General features: G+C 66.1%; 18 protein-coding genes. 9 read left to right on the forward strand and 9 right to left on the reverse strand.

What is annotated here, in order from left to right:
- Positions 1–46 precede the first annotated feature (46 nt).
- Positions 47–967 carry a LysR family transcriptional regulator gene (locus MUN46_RS05485; protein ID WP_285230569.1) on the reverse strand — a complete coding sequence of 307 codons (921 nt, stop codon included), beginning with the start codon at positions 965–967 and terminating at the stop codon, positions 47–49.
- Between the two features lie 158 nt (positions 968–1125).
- On the opposite strand from MUN46_RS05485, the gene MUN46_RS05490 reads away from it, so the two are divergent.
- Entirely contained in the window at positions 1126–2043 is a 918-nt protein-coding gene (locus MUN46_RS05490; protein ID WP_243376641.1) for an AEC family transporter, read from the forward strand.
- Positions 2044–2207: 164 nt separating this feature from the next.
- Positions 2208–3242, forward strand: a complete 1035-nt coding sequence (locus MUN46_RS05495) for a threonine aldolase family protein (RefSeq protein WP_243376642.1) — start codon at positions 2208–2210, stop codon at positions 3240–3242.
- A gap of 31 nt (positions 3243–3273) precedes the next feature.
- On the opposite strand, the gene MUN46_RS05500 is transcribed toward MUN46_RS05495, so the two are convergent.
- From MUN46_RS05500 to MUN46_RS05510, 3 genes are all read right to left on the reverse strand, one after another.
- Positions 3274–4785, reverse strand: coding sequence for a tripartite tricarboxylate transporter permease (locus tag MUN46_RS05500; protein ID WP_243376643.1), 1512 nt, complete (start codon positions 4783–4785; stop codon positions 3274–3276).
- Positions 4786–4795: 10 nt separating this feature from the next.
- A complete protein-coding gene (locus MUN46_RS05505) occupies positions 4796–5266 on the reverse strand; it encodes a tripartite tricarboxylate transporter TctB family protein (protein ID WP_243376644.1) in 471 nt (156 codons plus the stop codon).
- Between the two features lie 142 nt (positions 5267–5408).
- The gene (locus MUN46_RS05510; protein WP_243376645.1) at positions 5409–6389 is read right to left on the reverse strand and encodes a Bug family tripartite tricarboxylate transporter substrate binding protein; all 981 of its coding nucleotides are present in this window, start codon (positions 6387–6389) and stop codon (positions 5409–5411) included.
- Positions 6390–6627: 238 nt separating this feature from the next.
- Here MUN46_RS05510 and MUN46_RS05515 point away from each other — a divergent pair, with 238 nt between their 5' ends.
- From MUN46_RS05515 to MUN46_RS05540, 6 genes are all read left to right on the forward strand, one after another.
- Positions 6628–8052, forward strand: coding sequence for an aldehyde dehydrogenase family protein (locus MUN46_RS05515; RefSeq protein WP_243376646.1), 1425 nt, complete (start codon positions 6628–6630; stop codon positions 8050–8052).
- Between the two features lie 222 nt (positions 8053–8274).
- Entirely contained in the window at positions 8275–9054 is a 780-nt protein-coding gene (locus tag MUN46_RS05520; protein ID WP_237978123.1) for a basic amino acid ABC transporter substrate-binding protein, read from the forward strand.
- A gap of 171 nt (positions 9055–9225) precedes the next feature.
- The gene (locus MUN46_RS05525; protein ID WP_243376647.1) at positions 9226–9975 is read left to right on the forward strand and encodes an amino acid ABC transporter permease; all 750 of its coding nucleotides are present in this window, start codon (positions 9226–9228) and stop codon (positions 9973–9975) included.
- An 8-nt stretch (positions 9976–9983) separates the two neighbouring features.
- Positions 9984–10706 carry an amino acid ABC transporter ATP-binding protein gene (locus MUN46_RS05530; RefSeq protein WP_237978228.1) on the forward strand — a complete coding sequence of 241 codons (723 nt, stop codon included), beginning with the start codon at positions 9984–9986 and terminating at the stop codon, positions 10704–10706.
- Positions 10707–10992: 286 nt separating this feature from the next.
- Entirely contained in the window at positions 10993–13008 is a 2016-nt protein-coding gene (locus MUN46_RS05535; RefSeq protein ID WP_243376648.1) for an FAD-dependent oxidoreductase, read from the forward strand.
- A complete protein-coding gene (locus MUN46_RS05540; protein WP_243376649.1) occupies positions 13005–14807 on the forward strand; it encodes a 2Fe-2S iron-sulfur cluster binding domain-containing protein in 1803 nt (600 codons plus the stop codon). The genes MUN46_RS05535 and MUN46_RS05540 overlap by 4 nt, the downstream gene beginning before the upstream one ends.
- A gap of 64 nt (positions 14808–14871) precedes the next feature.
- Here MUN46_RS05540 and arsB read toward each other — a convergent pair whose 3' ends face one another.
- From arsB to MUN46_RS05560, 4 genes are all read right to left on the reverse strand, one after another.
- Positions 14872–16146: an arsenical efflux pump membrane protein ArsB gene (arsB, locus tag MUN46_RS05545; protein ID WP_281069865.1), complete on the reverse strand. Its 1275-nt coding sequence runs from the start codon at positions 16144–16146 to the stop codon at positions 14872–14874.
- Between the two features lie 292 nt (positions 16147–16438).
- A complete protein-coding gene (locus MUN46_RS05550) occupies positions 16439–17557 on the reverse strand; it encodes a lipid II:glycine glycyltransferase FemX (protein WP_243376650.1) in 1119 nt (372 codons plus the stop codon).
- Between the two features lie 185 nt (positions 17558–17742).
- Entirely contained in the window at positions 17743–19026 is a 1284-nt protein-coding gene (locus tag MUN46_RS05555; protein WP_243376651.1) for an amidohydrolase, read from the reverse strand.
- Between the two features lie 86 nt (positions 19027–19112).
- Positions 19113–19505, reverse strand: a complete 393-nt coding sequence (locus tag MUN46_RS05560; RefSeq protein ID WP_243376652.1) for a hypothetical protein — start codon at positions 19503–19505, stop codon at positions 19113–19115.
- Positions 19506–19647: 142 nt separating this feature from the next.
- On the opposite strand from MUN46_RS05560, the gene MUN46_RS05565 reads away from it, so the two are divergent.
- Positions 19648–20361 carry an SIMPL domain-containing protein gene (locus MUN46_RS05565; protein WP_243376653.1) on the forward strand — a complete coding sequence of 238 codons (714 nt, stop codon included), beginning with the start codon at positions 19648–19650 and terminating at the stop codon, positions 20359–20361.
- A gap of 36 nt (positions 20362–20397) precedes the next feature.
- On the opposite strand, the gene mutS is transcribed toward MUN46_RS05565, so the two are convergent.
- A complete protein-coding gene (mutS, locus tag MUN46_RS05570; protein WP_340309675.1) occupies positions 20398–23061 on the reverse strand; it encodes a DNA mismatch repair protein MutS in 2664 nt (887 codons plus the stop codon).
- Positions 23062–23139: the final 78 nt, after the last annotated feature.

Raw genomic sequence — 23139 nt, forward strand, 5'->3', positions numbered from 1 at the left:
TAGATTCTGCACCCTGGCGCGGATTCCGCAAGCGCCCGCCCCGGGATCAGCCGGCCTCAGAGCGCATCAGGTCGCAGAAAGTCTGCGCCGCGCGCGAGAGCTCTTCGCCCTCGCGCTTGAAAAGTACGAACCGCCCGCGCTCGAGCGGCTCCCTGAGCTCCACCTCGAAAAGATCCGGGTTCTTCAGGTGCCCGGGGGAGGGATCGCATTTGATCATGGCCCCGAGGCCGAGCCCCGCCTGCGTGAGGTCCTCGATGATCGCCGAGGTGTCGCAGTCGAAGGCCGCATTGAGCTCGAGCCCCGCCGCGGCGAAGGTCCGGCTGAGGAATGAGCGCGAGTCGCTGCCCTCGCGCAGCACGATGAGCGGATAGCGGTTCAGCTCGGAGAGCGCGAGCCTGCGGCCCTCGATCGTCCCGAAGCGCCTGCGGCTGGCCGCGAAGAAGTTTCGGTACGGACGCAGCGGCAGCGCCTCGGTTCCAGCCGGAGCGGGCCCGTCGCCGTGCACGGCGTCGAGGAAGAAATCGATCCGGTCCGCGGCAAGCAGCCGCACGAGTTCCCCGCGCCGGTTCTCGCACTTCAGGTGCACGCGCACCCGCGGGAACGCCTCGGCGAAGCGCCCGAGATGCGGCATCAGGTAATAGTGCAGCAGAAGGAAAGGAAATGCGATCGAAAGCTCGCCCTCCTCGAGGTTGCGCAGGCCCGCGAGACGCCCCTGCCCGCGGGCGAGGGCCGACTCGATGTCCCGGGTTGTCGCAAAAAGCGCCTCGCCTTCGGCGGTGAGCGCAATTGAGCGGCCCCTGCGCGAAAAAAGTTGACAGCCCAGCCTCGACTCGAGCAGCGCGATCGAGCGCGAGACCGCGGGCTGTGTGATGAAAAGCGCGCGGGCGGCGAGCGTCATGCTGCCGGTTTTGGCTACCTGGCCGAAGACCCGCAGCAGGTCAAGGCTGATGTCGCTGAGATTTTGCATGATGAAAGCCATTTTGCATCAGTTCTGTTTATGCATGCATAAGCAAATATCACTATTTTCTCTAGGTATTTTTACTTAAAATCTTTTTCAAGAGGAAGGCCGCACACCCGCCCCGCCACCTGCGCGCGGGGCCCGGGCGCCGGCAAGGGGAGGCTCGAATGCCGTTTTTTGCCGTCATTGTTCAGCCCTTCATCCTGATCGCGCTGGGGTTCGCTTTGTCGAGAAGCCGCATGTTCCCCCGCTCGCTCTGGGAGGGCGTTGAAAAGCTGGTGTTTTACGTGCTGTTTCCGCCGCTGCTCTTTAACAGCGTCGCCAACGCTCAGCTCACGGTTTCCCAGACGGGGCTTTTCCTCGCCTGCGGCGTCGGTTCGATGACGATCGGCATGGCGCTCGCCTGGCTCGTCTCGAAGATCGCCCCCATGGGGCCGATGACCGACGCGAGCCTCCGGCAGTGCGGCTATAGGTTCAATTCCTACATCGGGTTTGCGATCGTCTTTGCGCTCTTCGGAGCAAAGGGGCTCGCGCTTTTTGCGCTGCTCATGGGCGTCTGGGTGCCGATTTCAAACGCTGCGGCCGTGGCGGACCTCGCTGCCGCCTCGCGCTCGAAGGGGGAGGGCGCGCGGGGCATTCTCCGCTTGATTGTGAAGAACCCCCTCATCATCGGCACCGCCGCGGGCCTCTTCTTCAACGTGACGGGGCTGCACATGCCGGAGCTGGTCACCTCGGTCTTCAAAAGCCTTGGCTCGGCCTCGCTCGCGCTCGCTCTGATGTCGATCGGCTCGGGGCTGCAGCTCGGGAAATTCAGGCAGGAGGCGGTTCCCCTGTCGCTTGCCACGATCGAGCGGCTTGTCTGCGTGCCGGCCGCAGCGCTTGCGATCGGGCTCTTTTTCGGGCTCTCCCCGGTGGAGCTCGGGGCGCTCATGAGCTTTGCGGCGCTTCCCACGGCGAACTCCTGCTACATTCTCGCGGTCCGCATGGGCGGCAACGGCCCGGCGGTGGCGAATCTCACGACGCTGCAGACCGTGTGCGCGCTGTTCACGATTCCGTTCTGGATGGGGCTGCTGCAGTCGCTCTGACCCGGGGGCTGCGTCCTGCGGGGTTAGGGGAGCAGGAGGCGGCTCTTCCCGTTTGTCTGTCAGACAATTTCTGCGGGCGCATAGCCGGAAAAAAAATACAATGGGTTCCATCCGGCGGAGCCCTCCGCCCGTTTTTCCCTTCACACAAGACAGGACCCCTTCGAATGATCCGATTCAACAACGACTACTGCTGCGGCGCGCACCCGCTGATCCTCAAGGCTTTCGAGCGGACCAACCCGGAGCGTTACCCGGGCTACGGCGTGGACGACTGGTGCGCGAAGGCGGCCGGCATGATCCGGGAGGCCGCCGGAGTCCCCGAGGCGGCGGTTTTCTTCTTTCCCGGTGCGACTCAGGCCAATTTCGTCGTCGCCGCCGCTGCCCTCGCCTCCACCGAGAGCGTGATCGCCGCCGACACGGGCCACATCAGCTGTCACGAATGCGCCTCGGTGGAAAACACGGGGCACAAGGTGCTCACGCTGCCCAACGCCGACGGGAAGCTCACGGCGGAGGCGGTCGAGTCCTGCGCCCGCCGCTACGTGGAAAGCGGGGAGGCCGAATACATCACGCGCCCGGCGATGGTCTACCTGTCGTTTCCGACCGAGAGCGGAACGCTTTACAGCCGCGCCGAGCTTGAGGCGATCTCCGCGGTCTGCCGACGCTACGGCATGCTGCTTTTCGTCGACGGGGCGCGGATGAGCTACGGGCTCATGTCGGAGGCGAACGACCTCACGCTCAAGGATTTCGGGCGCCTTGCCGATGTCTTTTACCTCGGGGGGACCAAGTGCGGCGCGATGTTCGGCGAAGCCGTGGTGATCACGCGCCCCGCGCTCGCCCGCCGCTTCAAGGCCCGCATGAAGCAAAACGGCGCCGTGCTGGCGAAGGGCTGGGTGCTCGGGCTGCAGTTCTGCACGCTGCTCGAAGGAGGGCTTTACTTCGACATCGCGAAGAAGGCCGATGAACAGGCGATGCGCATTCGCCGGGCGTTTCTCGGCCGCGGGTTTGCCATGTCGGGCTCAAGCCCCACGAACCAGCAGTTCGTGCTGCTGGGAGAGGAGCAGAAGCGGGCCCTCGCCCGGAAGTACATCTTCGAGGACGAGGGAGCAGTCCGCGGGGGGCTCAGCGTAGTGCGCTTCTGCACGTCCTGGAGCACGTCGGACGCGGAGGTGGATGAGCTCGTCGCGGACATCGCGGGGCTCTGAAGCCCGCCCTGGCTGCCTCCGGGATCTCCCGCTAGTCGTTGTCCTGGAAGGCGACCTCGCGCTTTTTGCGCACGGCCGGCGCGAGCACAACGATAAGGAGGACTGCGGCCGCGATCAGCAGCCCGCAGGAGATCGGCCGCGTGAAGAACACGCTCGGGTCGCCCCGCGAGAGCAGCAGCGCGCGCCTGAGGTTTTCTTCCATCATCGGCCCCAGGATGAAGCCAAGCACGAAGGGCGCCGCCTCGCACCCGAGCTTGATGAAGACGTAGCCCAGAAATCCAAAGGCGATCGACACCCAGATGTCAAACACGTTGTTGTTGATCGAGTAGGTGCCGATCACGCAGAAGGCAATGATCGCCGGGAACAGCCACCGGTACGGCACCCGCAGCAGCTTCACCCAGACGTTGATCATCGGCAGGTTGAGCACGATCAGCATCAGGTTGCCGATCCACATCGAGACGATGAGGCCCCAGAAAAGCCCGGGGTCGGTGCTCATCACGAGGGGGCCGGGCTGGATGTCGTGGATCATCATCGCGCCGATCATGAGCGCCATCACGGCGTTGCTGGGGATGCCGAGCGTGAGCATCGGGATGAAGGAGGTCTGCGCGCCCGCGTTGTTCGCGGTCTCGGGGCCCGCGACGCCGCGGATGTTGCCCTCGCCGAAAGGCGGGTTCGCGTTCTTGCCTGCGATCTTCTTCTCCATCGTGTAGGAGGCGAAGGAAGACAGAAGCGCTCCGCCCCCGGGCAGCACTCCGAGCAGCGACCCCACGGCCGTGCCGCGCAGGATCGGGCCCACGCAGTTCTTGATGTCGCTCCAGGTGGGCAGCACCTTGCCGACCGGAGCCGTGCTGAAGGACCGGGTGCTGCGCTGCTCGAGGTTGTTCATGATCTCGGCGTAGCCGAAGATGCCCATCGAGATCGCCACGAAGCTCAGCCCTTCCTGCAGGTCTTCGAGCCCGAAGGTGAAGCGCATGGCCCCGGAGTTGATGTCGGTGCCGGTGAGTCCCACGAGAAGGCCGAGCAGCACCATGCAGAACGCCTTGATGAGCGAGCCATTCGCGAGCACCACGGCCCCCACGAGGCCGAGCGCCATGAGGCTGAAATATTCCGCGGCCTCGAACTTGAAGGCGATCGAGATCAGGGGCGGCGCGAAGGCCGCGATCAGGAACGTCGCCACGCACCCGGCGAAAAACGACCCGATGGCCGCGATGCCGAGGGCGGCTCCCGCGCGGCCTTTTTTGGCCATCTTGTGGCCGTCGAGGCAGGTGATCACCGCGGAGGCGTCGCCCGGAATGTTCACGAGAATCGCGGTGGTGGAGCCGCCGTACTGCGCTCCGTAGTAGATGCCCGCGAGCATGATGAGCGCGGCCGAGGGCTGCAGCGTGTAGGTGATCGGCAGCAGCATCGCGATGGCGGCCACGGGCCCGAGCCCCGGCAGCACCCCGATCAGCGTGCCCACGGTGACGCCTGCGAAGCAGTAAAGGAGGTTCGCAAGCGACAGGGCTTCTTCGAAGCCCGTTGCGAGATTATTCAGAAAGTCCACGGCCGCCCCCTTACTTCACGAGAAACGCCGGAATGACCGGGATCGTCATGCCGAGCAGGTAAACGAAGACCACCCAGCAAAGCGCCGCGAGGATCACGATGAGGGCGATCACCTCCTTCGCCCGGAACTCTTCGCTTGCGGCCGAGCAGACGGTGATCATGACGGCCAGTGCGATCACGAACCCGGTGAGGTCGAGCAGCAGGCAGAACAGCACGATGCCGCCCAGCACGAGGCCGAGTACCTTCCAGTTGAAGCGCGTGACGCGGCCCCCGTCGGGTGAGTCTCCGGCAAAGAAGAACCCTTTGACCGCGCAGACGGTGCCCAGCAGCGCGAGGCACCCCCCGAGCAGCGTCGGGAAGTACGCGGGCCCCATGCGCTCGGCGGTGCCCAGTTCATTTTCCTGGGCCGTGACGATGAAAAAGATTCCGAAGGCCGCAAACAGGATGCCGGCCCAGAAATCCCTCTGATTTTTGATGCTCAAGGTGTAGTCCTTCGTTGAAGGAAGCAGAGGTGGGGGAGAAAAGGCGGCGGGAGGCAGCCTCGCTTTGGCTCGAAGCCAGTCTCCCGGTTCGGCGTGCGGGCCCTCTGATTCTCAGGCAGCAGGGGCCCGCGGCGGGAGTTTCTCAGTCGACCCGGGCGCCCGAGATCTTCACGATGCGGGCGTACTTCGGGATTTCTTCGCGGATGAGGGCCGCGAACTCCTCGGAGGTGGTGGGCGAAGCTTCGCCGCCCTGACGGGCGAGCCGCTCGACCACAGGCTTGGAGCGCAGGGCCTTGGTGAAGGCGGCGTTGAGGCGCTCAACCGTCGCCCTGGGGGTCTTTGCCGGGACGAAGAGCCCGTACCAGGTCGAGATGTTGAAGTTTTTCACGCCGCACTCGATCATGGTGGGCACCTTCGGCAGCGCCTTGGCGCGCTTCGCGGTGGTCACCGCTAGCGGCACGAACTTGCCCGCGTTGATGTTGGAGGTGGCCGAGGCGAGGTTGTCGAAGATGAGCTGCGTCTGGCCTGAGAGCACCGACATCTTGGCCGGACCCGCGCCCTGGAAGGGGACGTGGACCATGTTGATGCCGGCCTCGGCCTTGAAGAGCTCGCCCGCCATGTGGCCGGCCGAACCGTTTCCGCCCGAGGCGTAGTTGAGCTTGCCCGGGTTCTTCTTCGCGTAGGCGATGAGGTCCTTCACGCTCTTGATCCCCGTCTTCTTCTGAAATTCGGGGGTGATCACGAGGACATTGGGAACGTGGGCGATCAGCGTGATCGGGGTGAAGTCCTTCACGGGGTCATAGGGCAGCTTTCTGAAAAGCGACGGATTGATGGCGTGCGTGGCGACTGCGCCCACCACGAGGGTGCGGCCGTCGGGCTTGGCCTTCGCCACGGAGCTCACACCGCGGTTGCCGCCCGCGCCGGGGCGGTTTTCAACAATGACGTTGCCGAGATCGGGCGCCACGGCTTCGGCGAGCGTGCGGGCCGCCACGTCAAGCGGGCCGCCGGCAGGCCAGGGAACCACGATGGTAATTGGCCTCTCGCCAATGGCAAGGGCGCTGGGGGAGACTGCGGAGAGGGCGGCTGCAGCGGCTGCTGCGCCAAGGAGGGTGCGACGATTCATGCGGACCACGATGATCTTCCTTTTGTTCGCCCGCGGGGCCTCGGATGACGCCGGCCGCCGCGCGCTGGTTGATGCGAAAAAATCGGAATTGCCTTCCATTAGAAAGGTTTGTCGCCTCAAGTGCAACTAAAATAAACGTCAACAAAGGGAAAACCCCTGTGCTTTCTTCAGGCCGCGCGCCGTCAGCCCTTTTTTCCCAGGGGCGGCAGAGGCGGCTTGTGCAAAAGGAGAACCGCAGATGGATTTTGGAAAGATTTTCATCGCCGGGCGCTGGAGCGAGCCTGCCTCGAAGGACTGGATTGTGGTGGAGAATCCCGCCACCCGCGAGGAGATTGCGCGGGTGCCCGCCTGCTCGTCCGAGGACGTCGACCGGGCCGTGAAGGCCGCCTCGGCCGCTTTTCCGGCCTGGGCGGCCATGCCGCTTGAGGGCCGCATGGCGCTCATGGAGCGCTTTCTCGAGCAGTTTCGGGCCCTCGAGCCGCAGCTGGTCGACATCACCGTGCGCGAGCTTGGCTCGCCGGTCGCCTTCACGACGAAGTCCCAGGTCGAGTACCAGTACGTGCGCACCCGCTCCTACATCGACCTTGCGCCGAAGGTGCCGCTGTTTGAAAAGATGGCAGCCTCCTCGGTTTACCGCGAGCCCGTGGGGGTCGTGGGCTGCATCACGCCCTGGAACTATCCGCTCGGGCAGGTGATTCAGAAAATCGTGCCGGCGCTGCTCATGGGCAACACGGTTGTCCTTAAGCCGAGCCAGCACACGCCGCTTTCCTCCTATTACCTCACCGAGGCGATCGAGCGCGCAGGCTTCCCCGAAGGGGTCTTCAATCTCGTCACGGGCCGCGGCAGCGAGATCGGCACGGCGCTTTCCACGCACCCGCTGGTCGCGATGGTCTCATTTACCGGCTCGACGAGCGGCGGCATCACCGTGGCGACGAATGCGCTGCGCTCGGTCAAGCGCGTGAGCCTCGAGCTCGGCGGCAAATCCCCCTACATCATTCTCCCGGGGCTTAAAAACTGGGACGAGCCGATTCACATTCTCTTTAATTCGATCTTCCTTAATTCCGGACAGACCTGCACCGCCTTCTCCCGGCTTCTCGTGCCGAGGTCGGAGGCTTCCGCGATCGAGCGGCGGCTGGCCGAGATCAGCCGCGAGTACACCGTGGGCGATCCCCGGGATCCGGCTGTAAAGCTCGGGCCGGTGTCTTCCGAACGTCAGTTCAGGAAAATCCGGAGCTACATTGAAAAAGGCATCGAAGAGGGGGCGAAGCTGCTCGTCGGGGGCGTTCCGTCCGAGCCGGGCCCGAAGGAGGGCTGGTACGTCCATCCCGTGATCTTCACGGGGGTGAGCAACAAGATGACGATTGCCCGCGACGAGATCTTCGGGCCGGTGCTGTGCGTCATAGCCTACGACAGTGCCGAGGAAGCGGTCGCGATCGCGAACGACACCACCTACGGGCTCAACGCCGGCGTCTACGGCGAGAAGTCCCTTGCGCTCAAGGTCGCGCGCCGCATCGAGGCGGGCAACGTCTACGTCAACTCGAGTCCGCGCGACACTTCGGCGCCCTTCGGCGGCTTCAAGGCGAGCGGCATCGGGCGTGAGGGCGGCGTCTACGGCATGCTCGAGTTCACGCAGCAGAAGGCTCTCTTCGACACGAAGCTCTGAAAGAGCGCCTGTTCCAAAAGCCAGGGGGAGGAGCGCAGGGCCGCCTCTCCCCGGAAGGTCCCCGGAGCCTCTGAATCTTTTTTGGGGAAAAAAGGGGATTGGGATTTTTTTCCGCGGGCTTTTGGTGGATAATGTCGCAGTTTCAAATTTTTAACTGCGAGCGGCGGGGCCTCCGGCAGGTCGCCTCACGCTTCCGATTCAATCCAAAGGGAGAGTTCCTCTATGGTTCTCAAGCGCTTCCTCATCGCGGCCGCTGCTGTGGCCGCCATGACCGCCGGCCAGGCCTATGCGGCGGCCGTTGAATACACGGTTGGCACCGGCGCCACCTATCGTCCGTTCGAATTCCAGAATGCGAAAAAGGAACTCGTCGGCTTTGACATCGACCTCGTCAAGGAAATCGCCAAGGCCCAGGGCTTCAAGGTGAAGTTCGTGAACACCGCCTGGGGCGTGATCTTCGAGTCGCTCAAGAACGGCGACCGCGACTTCATCATCAGCGGCATCACGATCACTCCGCAGCGCAAGGAGACGATCGACTTCTCCGCCCCGTACTTCGCTGCCCACCAGCTCATCCTCACGCAGAAGAACGTCAAGGTGAAGGGGCTGGCCGACCTGAAGGGCAAGAAGGTGTCCGTGGTGGCCAACTCCGCGGGCGACATCGCCTGCAGCAAGATGTTCGGCAAGGCGAGCACCTCGATCAAGCGCTTTGACAACACGCCGCTTGCGCTCGAGGAGCTCAACGCCGGCGGCGTTGACGCCGCCGTGGGCGACGTGGGCGTGTTCGCGTATTACGCCCAGCAGAATCCATCCAAGCACTTCAACATGGTCCGCGACCCGTCCTTCGAGGATCAGTACTTCGGCATCGGAGTGAGGAAGGGCAACACCAAGGTCCTCAAGGATGTGAACGAAGGCCTGAAGAAGGTGATCAAGTCCGGCGCCTACGCGAAGGTCTACCACAAGTGGTTCGGCGCCAAGGCCCCTGTGCCGAAGCTGCCGACCAAGTAAGAGGCTGCTGCAAAGCTGCAGCGAGGCCCCGGCCCGAGTTGACGCAGAGACTCCGCCGGGGCTGATTTTGCCGGGAGCCCGCTTTCCCTCGCCCCTTCCCCGCGGTGCGCGCGGCCCGAAGGACGGCAGGAGCTTCCGGCATTCAACCCGCATTTGTCCCATAGGCATTCAATGACAGCATTTAGATTTGACGTGGTGGGTGAATACTGGCCCCTTTTCCAGGAAGGCGCCGGTATGACAATCAAGCTCACGCTCGCCTGCGTGTTCTGTGGCGTGATTCTCGGCATGCTGCTCGGCCTGGCCCGCATGGCCTCGGCGCGGCACGCTCCGTGGAAAGGCATCCTGCACTACGGCGTGCGATGGCCCGTGACGGTCTGGGTCAGCTTTTTCCGCGGGACCCCGCTCTTCGTCCAGATTTTCCTCATGTACTTTGCCGTGATGCCGGTGTTCATCCACCCGGTCGACGGGCTGCTGGTGAGCGGCGATCTCGCCCGGGAGCTAAGGAGCGAGTACGGAGCCTTCATCGCGGGCTTCATCGCCATTTCACTTAACGCCGGAGCCTACATGTCGGAGGTCTTCCGTGCAGGCATCCAGTCGCTCGACAAGGGGCAGGCCGAGGCCGCCCGCTCGGTGGGCATGACTTACTGGCAGTCGATGCGCTACATCGTCCTGCCGCAGGCCTTCCGCCGGATGCTGCCTGCCCTGGGCAACAACGCCATTGCCATCCTCAAGGATTCCTCGCTCGTGTCGGCGATCGGCCTTACCGAGCTCGCCTACGCGGCCCGCACGGTGGCCGGCGCTTCGGCGCGCTACTGGGAGCCGTACCTCACGATTTCCGCCATGTACTGGGTGATGACGCTCGGTCTGGCCTGGCTGATCCATGTGCTTGAGGCCCGGATGGGCAGAGGAGACCAGAAATGAGCGACGTGATGATTTCGATCCGCGGCCTGAAAAAGAGCTACGGAAAGCTCGACGTGCTCAAGGGCATCGACCTCGATGTGCACAGCGGCGAGAAGGTCGTGGTGATCGGCCCCTCGGGTTCGGGAAAGTCGACGATGCTGCGCTGCATCAACGGACTCGAGGATCCCGACGAGGGCACGATCACGATGAACGGCGTGGAGATCACCTCGAGGCGCACGAACATGAACAAGGTGCGCGAGCGCCTCGGCATGGTCTTTCAGCGCTTCAACCTCTGGCCCCACAAGACCGTGGCCGAGAACGTGATGCTCGGCCAGATGGTGGTGGGGCACCGCACGAAGGCCGAGGCCCGCGCGAGGGCTCTGGAGATGCTGCGCCGCGTGGGGCTCGAGGAGAAGGCCGATGTCTATCCGGTGACCCTTTCGGGCGGGCAGCAGCAGCGCGTCGGCATCGCCCGGGCGCTTGCAATGAACCCCGATGCGATCCTCTTTGACGAGCCCACCTCGGCGCTCGACCCCGAGCTCGTGGGCGAGGTGCTCTCGGTGATGAAGAAGCTCGCCGAGGAAGGCATGACGATGATCGTGGTCACCCATGAGATCGGATTCGCCCGCGAGGTCGCCGACCACGTGATTTTCATGGACGGCGGCGTGATCGTTGAGCAGGGGACTCCCGAGGAGGTTCTTGAGCACCCGAAGGAAGAGCGCACCCGGGGGTTCCTCAAGCGTGTGCTCTGAGGCTGTGCCCCGGTCTTTTTTAAGCTAAACTCGGCTCTGCCTTCCGGCGGCGCCGGGTTTTTTGTGTGCATGACCGCGCGCGTTTCCCGGGGGCGCGTTCCGCGCGGAAGGTGAAGAAGAATAAGAAAGGATACTGACAACCCCCGGAAACAAGGGTGCCGAAGGAGACGCACCCGCCCGCGGCTTGCGGCCGCGCCGCCCCTTTTTTGCTGCGCCGGGGCGGCCGGGCGCGCGGCCCTGCGGGTTCCGGCCGGCGGCCGCTCGTGCCGCAGGCCAGTTGAATTTCATGCGAAAAATACTCTATGGAGTCTGGAAGGGCGTCAAGTACGACAACACCCAGGGCGGGCACGCCGCCCCGAAGGATCTGCCGCTTGACAAAATCAACAACTTCAATCCCGGCAATCCGATTGACGCCCTCATCAGCAACTTTGGCTTTCTCGTCTTTGACGAGTCGGTGTCCCTCGCCGGCATTCTCGCCCGCTACTATTCCTACGTGCATGAGATCTCCTGCGGACGCTGCACGCCCTGCCGCACGGGCTCGATCCTGATCGAGATGGCGCTGCGGGATGCACACGCCGGGCGGGCCGCCGAGGTCGACTGGGACCACATCCTGGAGTCTGCCGAGCAGATGGAGCAGACGAGCCTGTGCGGCATCGGCCGCACCACCGCCGTGGCGATGATCGGTGCGCTCACCTTCTTCAAGGATCGGCTGCTCGCGCCCGCCAAGCCGATGAAGGGCGACATGTACCTCACGATGACCGCGAAGTGCATCGAGGCCTGCCCGGCCCACGTGAACATTCCGCGCTACATCGACTACGTGCGCGACGGGCATCCGGAGCTCGCGGCCGGGGTGCTGCTGCACCACTACCCGCTCGTGTCTACCTGCGGGCGCGTGTGCGTGAAGCCCTGCGAGAAGGCCTGCAACAGGAACGCCGTCGACGCCCCGGTGGCCATCAAGGAGATTAAGCGCTATATCTCCGACCACTCGGGAATGCCCATTTCCGAGCTTTTCAAGGGCATGGACCCGATGACCGACTACACGAAGGCCCGGGTCGCAGTGGTGGGGGCCGGGCCCGCGGGCCTGAACTGCGCCTACCACCTGCTCATGATGGGCTATCCGGTGGACATCTTCGACAAGGACCGGCAGGCGGGCGGCATGGCTCTCCGCGGCATACCGCCCTACCGGTTGCCCAAGGGCGTGCTGCAGAAGGAGACCGACGCGATCGGCGAGCTGGGCGGGGTCTGGCACTTCGGACAGAGGCTCGGGCGCGACTTCACCGTCTCGAGCCTCTTTGATGACGGCTACGGGGCGGTCTTTCTCGGCATCGGGTGCGCCGAGGGCGCTTACCTGGGACTGCCGGGCGAGGACACCAGCATGAAGGGCTACAGGAACGGCATTGACTTCCTGCTCGACATCGAGACCAAGGTGGCCGACGGGATTCTGCCGAGGATCGACGGCGACGTGGTGGTCGTGGGCTGCGGCAACGTGGCGATGGACTGCTGCCGCACCGCGCGCCGCATCGCCACCGGCAAGGTCCATGTGGTCTACCGCCGCACCGAGCAGGACGCGAGCGCCGACCCGGACGAAATCGAGGCGGCGCGCGAAGAGGGGATTGAATTCCATTTCCTCACCAACCCCGTCTCCATCCTTTCCGAGGACGGGCATGTGACGGGCGTGAAGCTTACCCGCATGCGCCAGACGGAGCGCGACGCGCGCGGCCGCCGCGGCGTCAAGCCGATTGAGGGCAGCGAGTACGACGTGAGCTGCTCGACACTCATCGCCGCGATCGGGCAGAAGGTTGAGCGCAACGTGCTTTCCGAGGCTGACGGCGTGCTGCTCGACCGCCGCGGAAACATTTCCGTGAACTCCGCCCTCGCGACGAGCCGCCCGGGCGTGTTCGCGGGCGGGGACTGCGCGAGCGGCCCCACGATCCTGATCGAGGGCCTCGCCAAGGGGCAGATGGCCGCCAACAGCATCGACGAGTATCTCTCGCGCGGCTCCGTGGGCTTCACGCCCCGCACCCGCATGGGCGAGATCATCCACGACTGCAGGCTGCTGGACGACGGCGCGGACTACACGCTCATTCTCAAGCGGCCGCGCGTCGAGACGCCGCACATCCCGGTCTCTGAGCGCAACAATTTCCGCGAGGTCGACCTTACGATCTCCACGGAGGCGGCCGAACACGAGGCCGAGCGCTGCATGCGCTGCTACAGGATGTACGCCGTGGTGACGCCCCGGCCCATTCCCGGCAACGACACCGACCGGCTCTATCGCAGGAAGCCCGAAACGGAGATGAAATGATGAAGGCCTGGATCAACAATCAGGAAGTCGAATTCACGGAGGGCGAGTCCATCCTCCAGGTGGCGAAGAAGGCCGGCATTTTCATTCCGACGCTCTGCGCCTTTCTGCCCCTTAACCACACGCCCGGCACCTGCCGGGTCTGCCTGGTCGAAATCGAGGACAAGAGCGCCCCGGGCGGCACCCGCGTGGTGACCTCCTGCACCACCCCGATGCTCGAGGGCATGCGGGTCATGACGCGCACGAGGCGCGTGCGGCGCATGCAGCGCCTGCAGATGGCCTGGATCTTCGCCGACCACGACCAGGACTGCGCGAGCTGCGTGCGCTACGGCAACTGCGAGCTGCAGGACGTCGCCATGTACGTGGGCCTCAAGCACAACACCTGCAACGGGCGCTTCACGACGCCGCGGCCCTTCGACCTCACGCAAAACGGGCTGCTGCGCGATGTGAACAAATGCATCCGCTGCGGGCGCTGCGTCGAGGTCTGCCGCCAGGTGCAGGGCATCTCCGCCCTCACGATCGACGACATCAGCACGCACTGCGGCGTGGGCATTGCGCACGCGAAGACCTGGGCGGAAAGCCCCTACTGCGTGCAGTGCGGCCAGTGCACGATGGTCTGCCCCACCGGCGCCCTGGGCGAGCACGACCAGGGCGAGACTGCGATCGACTGGTTCGAGGACCCGGAGATCAAGACGGTGGTCGCCTTCGCGCCGGCTGCCCGCGTGACCGTGGGCGACGCCTTCGGGATGGCCCCCGGGGCGAATGCCGAAGGGCAGATGGTGACCGCGATCAAGCGGCTCGGGGCCGACTACGTCTGCGACATCAACTGGGCGGCCGACGTGACGATCATGGAGGAGGGGACCGAGTTCATCGAGCGGCTGAGCTCCGGCGGACAGCTGCCGATGATGACCTCGTGCTGCTCGGGCTGGGTGAACTACGTCGAGAAGCACCATCCGGAGTTCCGGCAGAACCTTTCGACGACGCGCTCGCCCCAGGGGATCTTCGGCGCGCTGGCAAAGACCTGGTTCGCGCGCGAGCACGGGCTCGATCCGGAGAAGCTGCGCTTCATCTCGATCATGCCCTGCACGGCGAAGAAAGACGAGGCCGCGCGCCCGCAGCTCTCCCGCAACGGCATGCCCGACACCGATCTCGTGCTCACGGTGCGCGAGTTCGCGAGGCTGCTCTTCCAGCACGGCATCCAGCTCGACCGGCTGCCCTCCACGCCCTTTGACTCGCCCTTCATGTCCCAGAACACGGGCGCGGGCGCGATCTTCGGGACGACAGGCGGGGTCATGGAGGCTGCGCTGCGCACCGTCTACCGCAAGGTGAACGGCAGGGAGCTCGATTCGGTCGACTTCATCCCGGTGCGCGGCATGGAGGCGGTGAAGGAGGCGAAGGTCGACCTCGGAAAGTTCGGCCCGGTGAAGGTCGCCGTGGTGCACGGGCTGCGCAACGCCGAGAAGGTGCTCTCCGACATCGACTCGGGCCGCTCGGACTACAAGTTCGTCGAGGTGATGGCCTGCCCCGGCGGCTGCATCGACGGGGGCGGCACGATCCGCATCAAGAACAGCTACCTGTCGCGCTCGAAGGCGAGGATGGCCTCGATCTACAAGATCGACCAGCACAGGAAGCTGCGCCGCAGCCACGAGAACCCGGACGTCATCCGGCTCTATGACCAGTATCTGGGCGAGCCGGGCAGCGAGGTCGCCCACGAGCTGCTGCATACGGTCTACCGCAACCGGAAGAAGGATCCGCCCACCGAGACCATCACCGAGATCTGGAAGAAGGTGAAGCTCGGCTGACGGCAGAGCAGGAAAGGGGGGAGGCGGCGGGCCTCCCCTTCATTTTTCCTGCGGGCCGCAGCTTCTAGCCCAGCGTGAGGGCAAGGGCCGCGAGCGCCGCGAGGAGCACCGGCGCGGTGAGGACGATTCCCGTGCGGATGTACATGCCCCAGGTGACCTTCAGGCCCTTGTGGGCGAGCACGTGCAGCCACAGCAGCGTGGCGAGGCTGCCGATCGGGGTGATTTTCGGCCCGAGGTCGCAGCCGATGGCGTTCGCGTAGAACATGGCCGTGCGAAGGGCCTCGGGCACGCCGGCCGACTCGATCGAGAGCGCCCCGGTCATGACGGCGGGCAGGTTGTTCATGACCGAAGAGAGCGCGGCGGCCAGGATCCCCGTGCCGAACACGGCCGGAGCCGTCCCCAGGGAGGCGAGCGCCTCGAGCGCCCGGGTGAGGCCCGAGGTGAGCCCCTCGTTTCTCAGCCCGAAGACGACGAGGTACATGCCGAGGGAAAAGACCACGATCTGCCAGGGGGCCTGTCTCAGCACGCGCGAGACGCTGACGACCCGGCGCCGCCTCGAGGCGGCCAGAAGGAGGGCGGCGGCCGATCCGGTCACGGCGCAGACGGGAATGCCGGCCGCGCCTGCGGCAAAACACAGCGCGGGCAGGGCCGCGAGGACGGCGAGCCCCAGCCGGAACACCAGGGGGTCGGCTATGGCGCCCGAGGCCGGGGGCAGCCGCGCGGCGTCGTACCGGCGCGGCAGCCAGCGCCGGTAGCGCAGCCACAGCACGATCAGGCTTGCGGCCACGGAGGCGGCCGCCGCGGGCGCCATCGCCGCCGCGTACTGGCCGAAGGCCGCGCCGAAAAAGTCGGCGGTGATGATGTTCACCAGGTTCGAGGTGGTGAAGGGCAGGCTCGCCGTGTCGACGATGAAGCCCGCCGCCATCACGAAGGCGATCACGGCCTGGCGCGGAAGGGCGAGCTCGGCCAGAACCGCGGCGACCACCGGAGTGAGGATGAGCACCGCCCCGTCATTGGCAATGAGGGCGGCCAGCAGCGCCCCGAAGAGGATCACGGACACGAAGAGCCGGGAGGCGCTTCCGGCCGCGGCCCGGCAGATGCGGATCGCGGCCCAGCGGAAGAGCCCCGCTTCGTCTAGCGTGAGCGTGAGCACGATCAGGCCGATCAGCGTCGCGCTCGCGTTCCAGACCATGCTCCAGACCTTCGGGATGTCGGCGAGCGACACGCTGCCCGAAAGCAGCGAAAGGGCCGCGCCGAGCGCGGCCGACCAGCCGATGCCCAGCCCCCGGGGCTGCCATATCACCAGGATGATCGTGAGGACAAAGATGGCGGCGGACATGTTCAGCGTTCCGGGGAGAGAGAAGGGTTGATGTGGATCAAAATCAGAAAGGCCCTCCGGGCCGATGCGGCCTGAGGCCGGAAAGCCCCTGAATCCGGGCCGCCCGCGGAGCCGCTGATCCAATGGATGAAGCCTGAGTCAGCCGACCGGCGGATCGCCCCGCATCCGTTAAGCGTATCGATTTTCATCGCAGTATCAGTAATATATGAACCAGCTCACAGAGTTGTTGAAGCTGCCCGGACAGGTTCTCTCCTTCCTGTCCGGGATTTTTTATGCCCGCGGGCGGCCGGCCTCAGGCGTAATAGCCCGGGGAGCTTAATTCCCGGGCCGAGAACGCGGCGTATTTCTCCGCCTGCAGCGGATAGTCCCAGCAGCCGAGCTGGTGAAAGACCGAGCCCCCGAATCCCTGCTTGAAGCGCAGCAGCCCGTGCATCGGGTGCGAGGGGGAGGAGTCCGGGGCGACGCCGAAAAGATCATACTCGCTGCAGCGGCAGGCCTTCGCCAGCCGGATCGCCTGCCACTGGAGCGCGTAGGAAGGCATGAGCTCGCGGTGCTGCGAGGACGAGGCTCCGTAGAGGTAGGTCGCGCGGCCGGCCGAAAGGACGAGGAACATGGCCGCCAGCGGCTGCTCGCCCGCATAGGAGACCAGCAGCTTCACCGTGACGCTGGGATCGACGTTGTCGAGCTTGGCCGCCACCACGGACTGGAAGCAGCGGATCGGGCTCAGGTGCAGGCCGTTGCGCAGGACGGTTTCCCGGTACAGCCCGTACCAGAGGGGGAGCGCCTTCGCGCCCATGTCTCTCACCTCGATTCCTTTTTTGAGCGCGAGGCGGATGTTGTAGCGGGTCTTGGGCTTCATGCGCCCGAGGATCACCTCCTCGGGCTCGCTCAGGTCGAGCAGGATGGTATCGGCGGGCAGCACGTTGGTGCCGGACTTGCGCAGGTTCCAGTTCCGGGTGGAGAAATTGAGCTGCATCTCCTGGAACTCCCTTTTCGGGGCGCCGCGCCAGCGGCCCTCGCTGTCGAAGTCCTCCTCGCGGCACCAGTGGGAGCGCCAGTTGAGGTCGTAGCGGATCCCGATGCAGTGCGGGTCAAGGCGGGGCCGCAGCTGCTCGGAGAGCTCCTCGAGGAAAACGCCCTGGCGCTCCTCCGAGGGCTCGACCTCGGGGCCGTAGGGCAGATACGCGATGTAGTCCTCCCGGTTCACGTACTGGTAGAACATGATGAAGTCGGCGTTCGTGCGCGAGTAGCCCCCGACGCCGCAGTAGAGGTCGCTGTTGCGCACCGAATACTCGAAGGCCCTCGAGCGCATCCCGAGGCGGCGCTTCACGCCCGACCAGAAGGCGGTCTGCTGGACGATGGGGGTGCTGTAGGCGTCGCGGGCGTCCTTGGGCTCGATCCGGATATCCATGTCTTCTTCCTGTGGGCTGGTCCCGACTTTTTTGTCGGCGGTGAACCGGCCCCGGCGGCGGTTCCGCCGGGGGTAAAGCTAGGTATTTTACCCTAGATGAAGGAACTTTTCTTCAGGAAGTAAGAAGGCCTTTGCGGGCGGAAAGAGGGGGAGGCGCCTGCCGCAAGGGCGCGGCGCCCGCCGCTTCAGCCGAGGATCCGTTTGAGGACCTGCACCCACATCTCGAAGCCCGGCTTGTCGCTCACGGTGTCCTGGGTGTCGAAGTCCGGCCTGTGGTGGCCGTGGTGCGAACAGCCGAAGAGGAAATAGCCGGGATTGCCGCCGCGCTCGGCCACCCGGTGCATGAGCACGGTGCAGTCTTCGCTGCCGGGGCAGGGCGGCGCGGCCATCACCTTCATGCCGGGCACGGCCCGCGCGGCCTCGTACAGAAGGTCGAGCGCGGCCTGCGTCGTGACGAGGGTCGAGCCCTGGCCCACGCGCCTCAGGTCGACGCCGACCCCGGTCATGGCGGCGGCCCCGCGGACTACTTCCTCGGCCCGCTCGGTCATGAACTCGTTTGCCTCGGCGGTCTCGCCGCGCACCTCGAACTCCATATGGGCGTCGGCGGGCGTGATGTTGCGCGCGCTGCCCGAGACGAGCTTGCCCACGGCGACCCGGGTGTCGCCCTGGGAGGTCCGGGGGATGGCCGAGAGCATCACCGCGGCGTTCGCGGCGGCAAGCAGCGCGCTGCGCCCCTTCTCGGGGCAGCTCCCGGCGTGCGACGGGCAGCCCTTGAAGTCCGCGTCGAACTTGGTGGTGGCCATGAAGCCGCGGTCGGCGATCTGCAGCTCGCCGGGGCCCGCGGTGGTGCCCACGTGCCCGCAGATGAGCCAGTCGGCGTCGTCCACCACGCCTCGGGCGGCCATGGCGGCGGCGCCCCGCGCGCCTTCCTCCGCGGGCTGGAAGATAAGCTTCAGGGTGCCGCGCAGGTCCGCCTCGTGGTCCCGGGCCCAGCGCGCGACGGCCAGCCCGATCGCCGCGTGGTTGTCGTGCCCGCAGGCATGCATTTTCCCGGGGAAGACGGAGGCGAAGCCCTCCACGGCGGGCAGGTGGCCCGAGGCCGGATCCGTGGGCTCGGTGATCGGCAGCGCGTCCAGGTCGTAGCGGAAGGCGCACACGGGGCCGGGCCGCCCGGTCCGAAGCACGCCCACGCATCCCGTGTAGCCTCCCATGCGCGCGAGCAGCTCTTCGGGGACGCCGGCCCGGCGCGCCCGCTCTTGGGCGGCCTGCGCCTCCCCGGCGCTGCGGCCCATCACGCGCTCCGGGTCGATCACCTCAAGCCCCAGATGCACTTCGAAGCCGAGCGACTCGAGCCTCTGCGCGACCAGGGCCGTGGTCTCGAACTCCGTCCAGCCGGTTTCGGGCCTTCTGTGGATCCTGCGCCGGGTCTCGATCAGCTCCGGCATGTAGGCGTCAAATTCATCGGTCATGCTGCACTCCTTTTTCCTTCGGGCTGCACGGGGCGGTGCGGCTCCGGCTTCGGCCCGGAAAACCCCTTCCTCCGGCCGCTTTTTCTTCAGCCAGCGGCCTCAAGGCTCACCTGCTCGAGCGCTCCTTCGAGCCCCTCGCGGATCTGGTCGGCCTCCTCCTCGGAGTAAAGCCCCTCGGCGGGGCTGGAGACGTAGGCGTTCAGGAAGTCCTCCCAGGGCACGTTCTCAAAGTAGTCGCTCGCCCAGTCGAACGCGTTGTAGTCGTCGACCGGCATGCCGGCCTCGTGCAGCAGCAGCACCGCGGCCTGGGCGACCAGGCCCCGGTCCTCGCCCCGCCTGACCATTTCGTAGGCCGCCTTGAGGACGATCATGGCGAAGCCCAGGCGGCATTCGTCCTCCGAGAGATAGTGTGAGAAGTCGCTTACGTTGACTCCCGCTTCATCGGGGTCGTCTTCGTCGAAATCAGGTTCGAAGCTCATGAAGATATCCTGCGCCGCCTGTGCGGCGCATGGCTGATAAGATGGGAACGAAGACCAATCATAACGGTGAGCGAGGGCTTCGGCTAGGCCGCCGCAGCCCCGGGGCGCCGGAAGAATTCTCTGCGGGGGAGGAAGCTGCACCATGCAACTGGCGGACAAAAGCTGGATTTCGGGCGCGTGCGTGGGCCTGGGCGTGGCCGCGGGCCTTGTCTTTCTCGGCTGCTCGGTGAGGGGCGCTGTGGACGCCTACATCGGCCAGACCCGGGTGGTCACCGTGAAGGGGCTGGCCGAGCGCCGGGTGCCGGCCGACCAGGTGATCTGGCCGATCACCTTCCGGAGGACCGGAGACGACCTCCTTGCCACCCACGCCCTGCTCGAGGCCGACAGCGAGAAAGTGATCCGCTTCCTGAAGGGCTCGGGGCTGGGCGAAGAGGAGATTTCCTTCGGGGCCCCGAACGTGCAGGACCGGCAGACCGAGTACTCGAACGGCGCGCGCGGCCCCCGCTATGTCCTCACCGGCGTGATTACCGTGAACACGCCGAAGGTCGCCCTGGTGCGAGGCCTGATCTCCCGGCAGAAGGAGCTCGTGGGGCAGGGGATCTCGGTGGCCTCCGAGGCCTGGAACACCCGCTACATCTACACGAAGCTCAATGACGTGAAGCCCGGCATGGTGGAGCAGGCGACGAAAAACGCACGCGAGGTGGCGCAGAAGTTCGCCGCCGACTCGGGCTCGCACATCGGCAGGATCAAGGCGGCCACCCAGGGGCAGTTTTCCGTGACGGACGCCGACAGCAGCATGCCCTATGAGAAAAACGTGCGCGTGGTGACGACCGTCACGTATTTCCTGAAGGATTAGAGCCGGGCGGCCCGGCTTTCCGGGCTGCTCGGGCTTTCAGGCGGACTTTCCGCCGCGCGCCAGCTCGATCAGGGCGTAGAGCCTGGCCAGCGCGTCGCGCGGCGTGAGCGAGTCGGGGTCGAGCGCGGCGATTTCGTCGCGCAGCCTGAGCGCGGCCTGCGCCTCCGCGTCCTCCCCTTCGTCGTCCGGGGCTTCGTCCTGCGCGCCGGCGCCGGGCGAGGAGAAGAGGTCGGGCTGATCGCCCGAAAGCCTTGAGCGCTCCTCGAGCTCGCGCAGCGTCGAGCGCGCCTCGCGGATCACCCGCTGGGGGACGCCTGCGAGCTGCGCCACGGCGATGCCGTAGCTCTGGCTCGCGGGTCCTTCGCGCACTTCGTGCAGGAACACGACGCGGCCCGAGCTCTGGATGGCCCGGACGTGGACGTTGGCCACTTCGGCGCAGCTTTGCGAGAGCTGCGTGAGCTCGAAGAAGTGGGTCGCAAAGAGCGTGTAGCTGCGGATCCGGTCGGCGAGCTCGCGCGCGATCGCGGCCGCGAGCGACAGCCCGTCGAAGGTCGAGGTGCCGCGCCCGATCTCATCCATCAGCACGAGCGAGCGGCTGCTCGCCTGGTGCAGGATCGCGGCCGCCTCCACCATTTCGACCATGAAGGTGGACTTGCCGCCCGCGAGGTCGTCGCTCGCGCCGATGCGGGTGAGGATCCGGTCGATCGGCCCGATGCGGGCCGACTGCGCGGGAACCCAGGAGCCTGCGAGCGCGAGCAGCGCGATGAGCGCGACGCTGCGCATGTAGGTGGACTTGCCGCCCATGTTGGGGCCGGTGATCACGAGCAGCCGTCTTCCCGGCACGAGTTCGCAGTCGTTGGCGACGTAGTGTTCGATCGCCTTTTCGACCACGGGGTGGCGCGCTCCGCGGATCACGATCCCGCTCTGCCCGGACAGCTCGGGCTCGGTCCACTCCATGTCGCGCGCGTGGCGCGCGAGCGACAGCAGCGCGTCGATCGAGGCAGCCGCCTCCGAGGCCTCGGTGAGCCGCTCGACCCAGGCCGAGCAGGACCTGACGAGCCCCTCGTAGAGCTCGCGCTCGAGCTGCACCGAGCGCTCCCGCGCGGCGATCGCCTTGTCCTCCCAGCCCTTGAGCTCCGGAGTGACGAAGCGCTCCACGTTCTTCAGGGTCTGGCGGCGCCGGTAGTCCGCGGGCACCCGGTCGGCCTGCCCGCGCGTCACCTCGATGAAGTAGCCGGTCACGCGGTTGTATTCGACCCGCAGGTTGGGAATGCCCGTGCGCTGCTTTTCGCGGGCTTCGAGCTCGGTGAGGAAGTCGCCCGCGTGATCCCGAAGGCTCCGCAGCTGCCGCAGCTCGTCGCTGAAGGCGTCGGCGATCACCTCGCCGTCGCGCAGCGTCACCGCGGGCTCGGGCAGCAGCGCCCGCTCGAGCGTTTCCGAAAGCTCCTGCGGGGGTTCGAGCACGGGGGCGGCGGCCTTGAGGAGCCCGGAGCTGCAGCCCGCGGCGGCCTTGGAAAGCTTCGAGAGCTGGGGCAGCGCGTCGCGCAGCCCGGCCAGTTCCCGGGGCCGCACGGACCCGAGCGCGATCCTCGAGGCGATGCGCTCGAGATCGGGCAGCGGGCGCAGCGCCGCGGCGAGCTCCTCGCACTTTTCGGAATCGCCAACCAGCTCGCCCACGGCGCGGTGGCGCTCGCGCGGCACTTCGGGGGCGCGCATCGGCTGGGTGATCCAGCCGCGCAGCATTCTCGAGCCCATCGCGGTGAGGCAGTGGTCGATTGTGGAGAGCAGCGTGGGGCCGCCGCCGCTTCTCAGGGACTCGGTGAGCTCGAGGTTGCGCCGCGTGGCGGCGTCAAGCCCCACGAAGCGGCTCGACTCCTCGAGCACGAGCGGCCGGATGTGCGGCATCGACTCGATCTGGGTCTGGGAGACGTAGCCCAGGACCGCGCCCGCGGCGGCGAGAATCCCGGGCTTTTCAGAAACCGCCCATGCGTCCAGGCTTTCCATCTGGAAGTGGTGCCGCAGCTGCTCGGCCCCGTGCTCGGGGTCGAAGTGCCAGTCGGGCAGCGGCGTGACCAGCGCCCCGGAGGCGATGGCCTGGGCCTTCTCGCGGATCGAGTCCGGCACCAGGATTTCCTTGGGCGCGATGCGGGCGATCTCGCCCGCGAGCTCCTCCTCGGCGACGCTCATCGCCTTGAAGGCGCCGCTTGAGAGCACGAGGCTCACGATCGACCATTCCGGCGCCTTTTTCCCGAGCGGGGGCTCGAGCGCGAGCAGGGCCGCGTCGGCCTTCGAGGGCAGGAGCTCCGATTCGGTGAGCGTGCCCGGGGTGACGATGCGCACGAGCTTGCGCGGAACCGCGCCCTTGTTCGTCGTGGAGTCGCCCTGCTGCTCGACGATCCCGACGGCCTTGCCCGCCTTCACGAGGCGCGCGAGGTAGGAGTCGAGCGTCATGTAGGGCACGCCCGCGAGCGGCACCGGCACGGTCTTTCCGCGGCTTGTGAGCGTGATGCCGAGCAGCCGGTTGATCTCGACCGCATCCTCGAAGAACGTTTCGTAGAAGTCCCCCATCCGGTAGAGCAGGATGATGTTCGGGTACTGCTTCACGAGCCCGCGGCGGATCTCAAGGAACTGCTGCATGGCGGGGGTGAGCGAGGCCGGATCCGCGTTTTCGGTGGTGAGAGTCGGTTTCGAAGCGTTCAAAGCTGGGTTCCTCGAGAGGTCTTCATGGAAAAGAAAAAGAGGGCGGCCGCCCGAAAAAGGCTGCGCCCTCTCCTGCCG

It is taken from the genome of Mesosutterella faecium (genome assembly GCF_022809315.2).
Taxonomy (GTDB): domain Bacteria; phylum Pseudomonadota; class Gammaproteobacteria; order Burkholderiales; family Burkholderiaceae_F; genus Mesosutterella; species Mesosutterella faecium.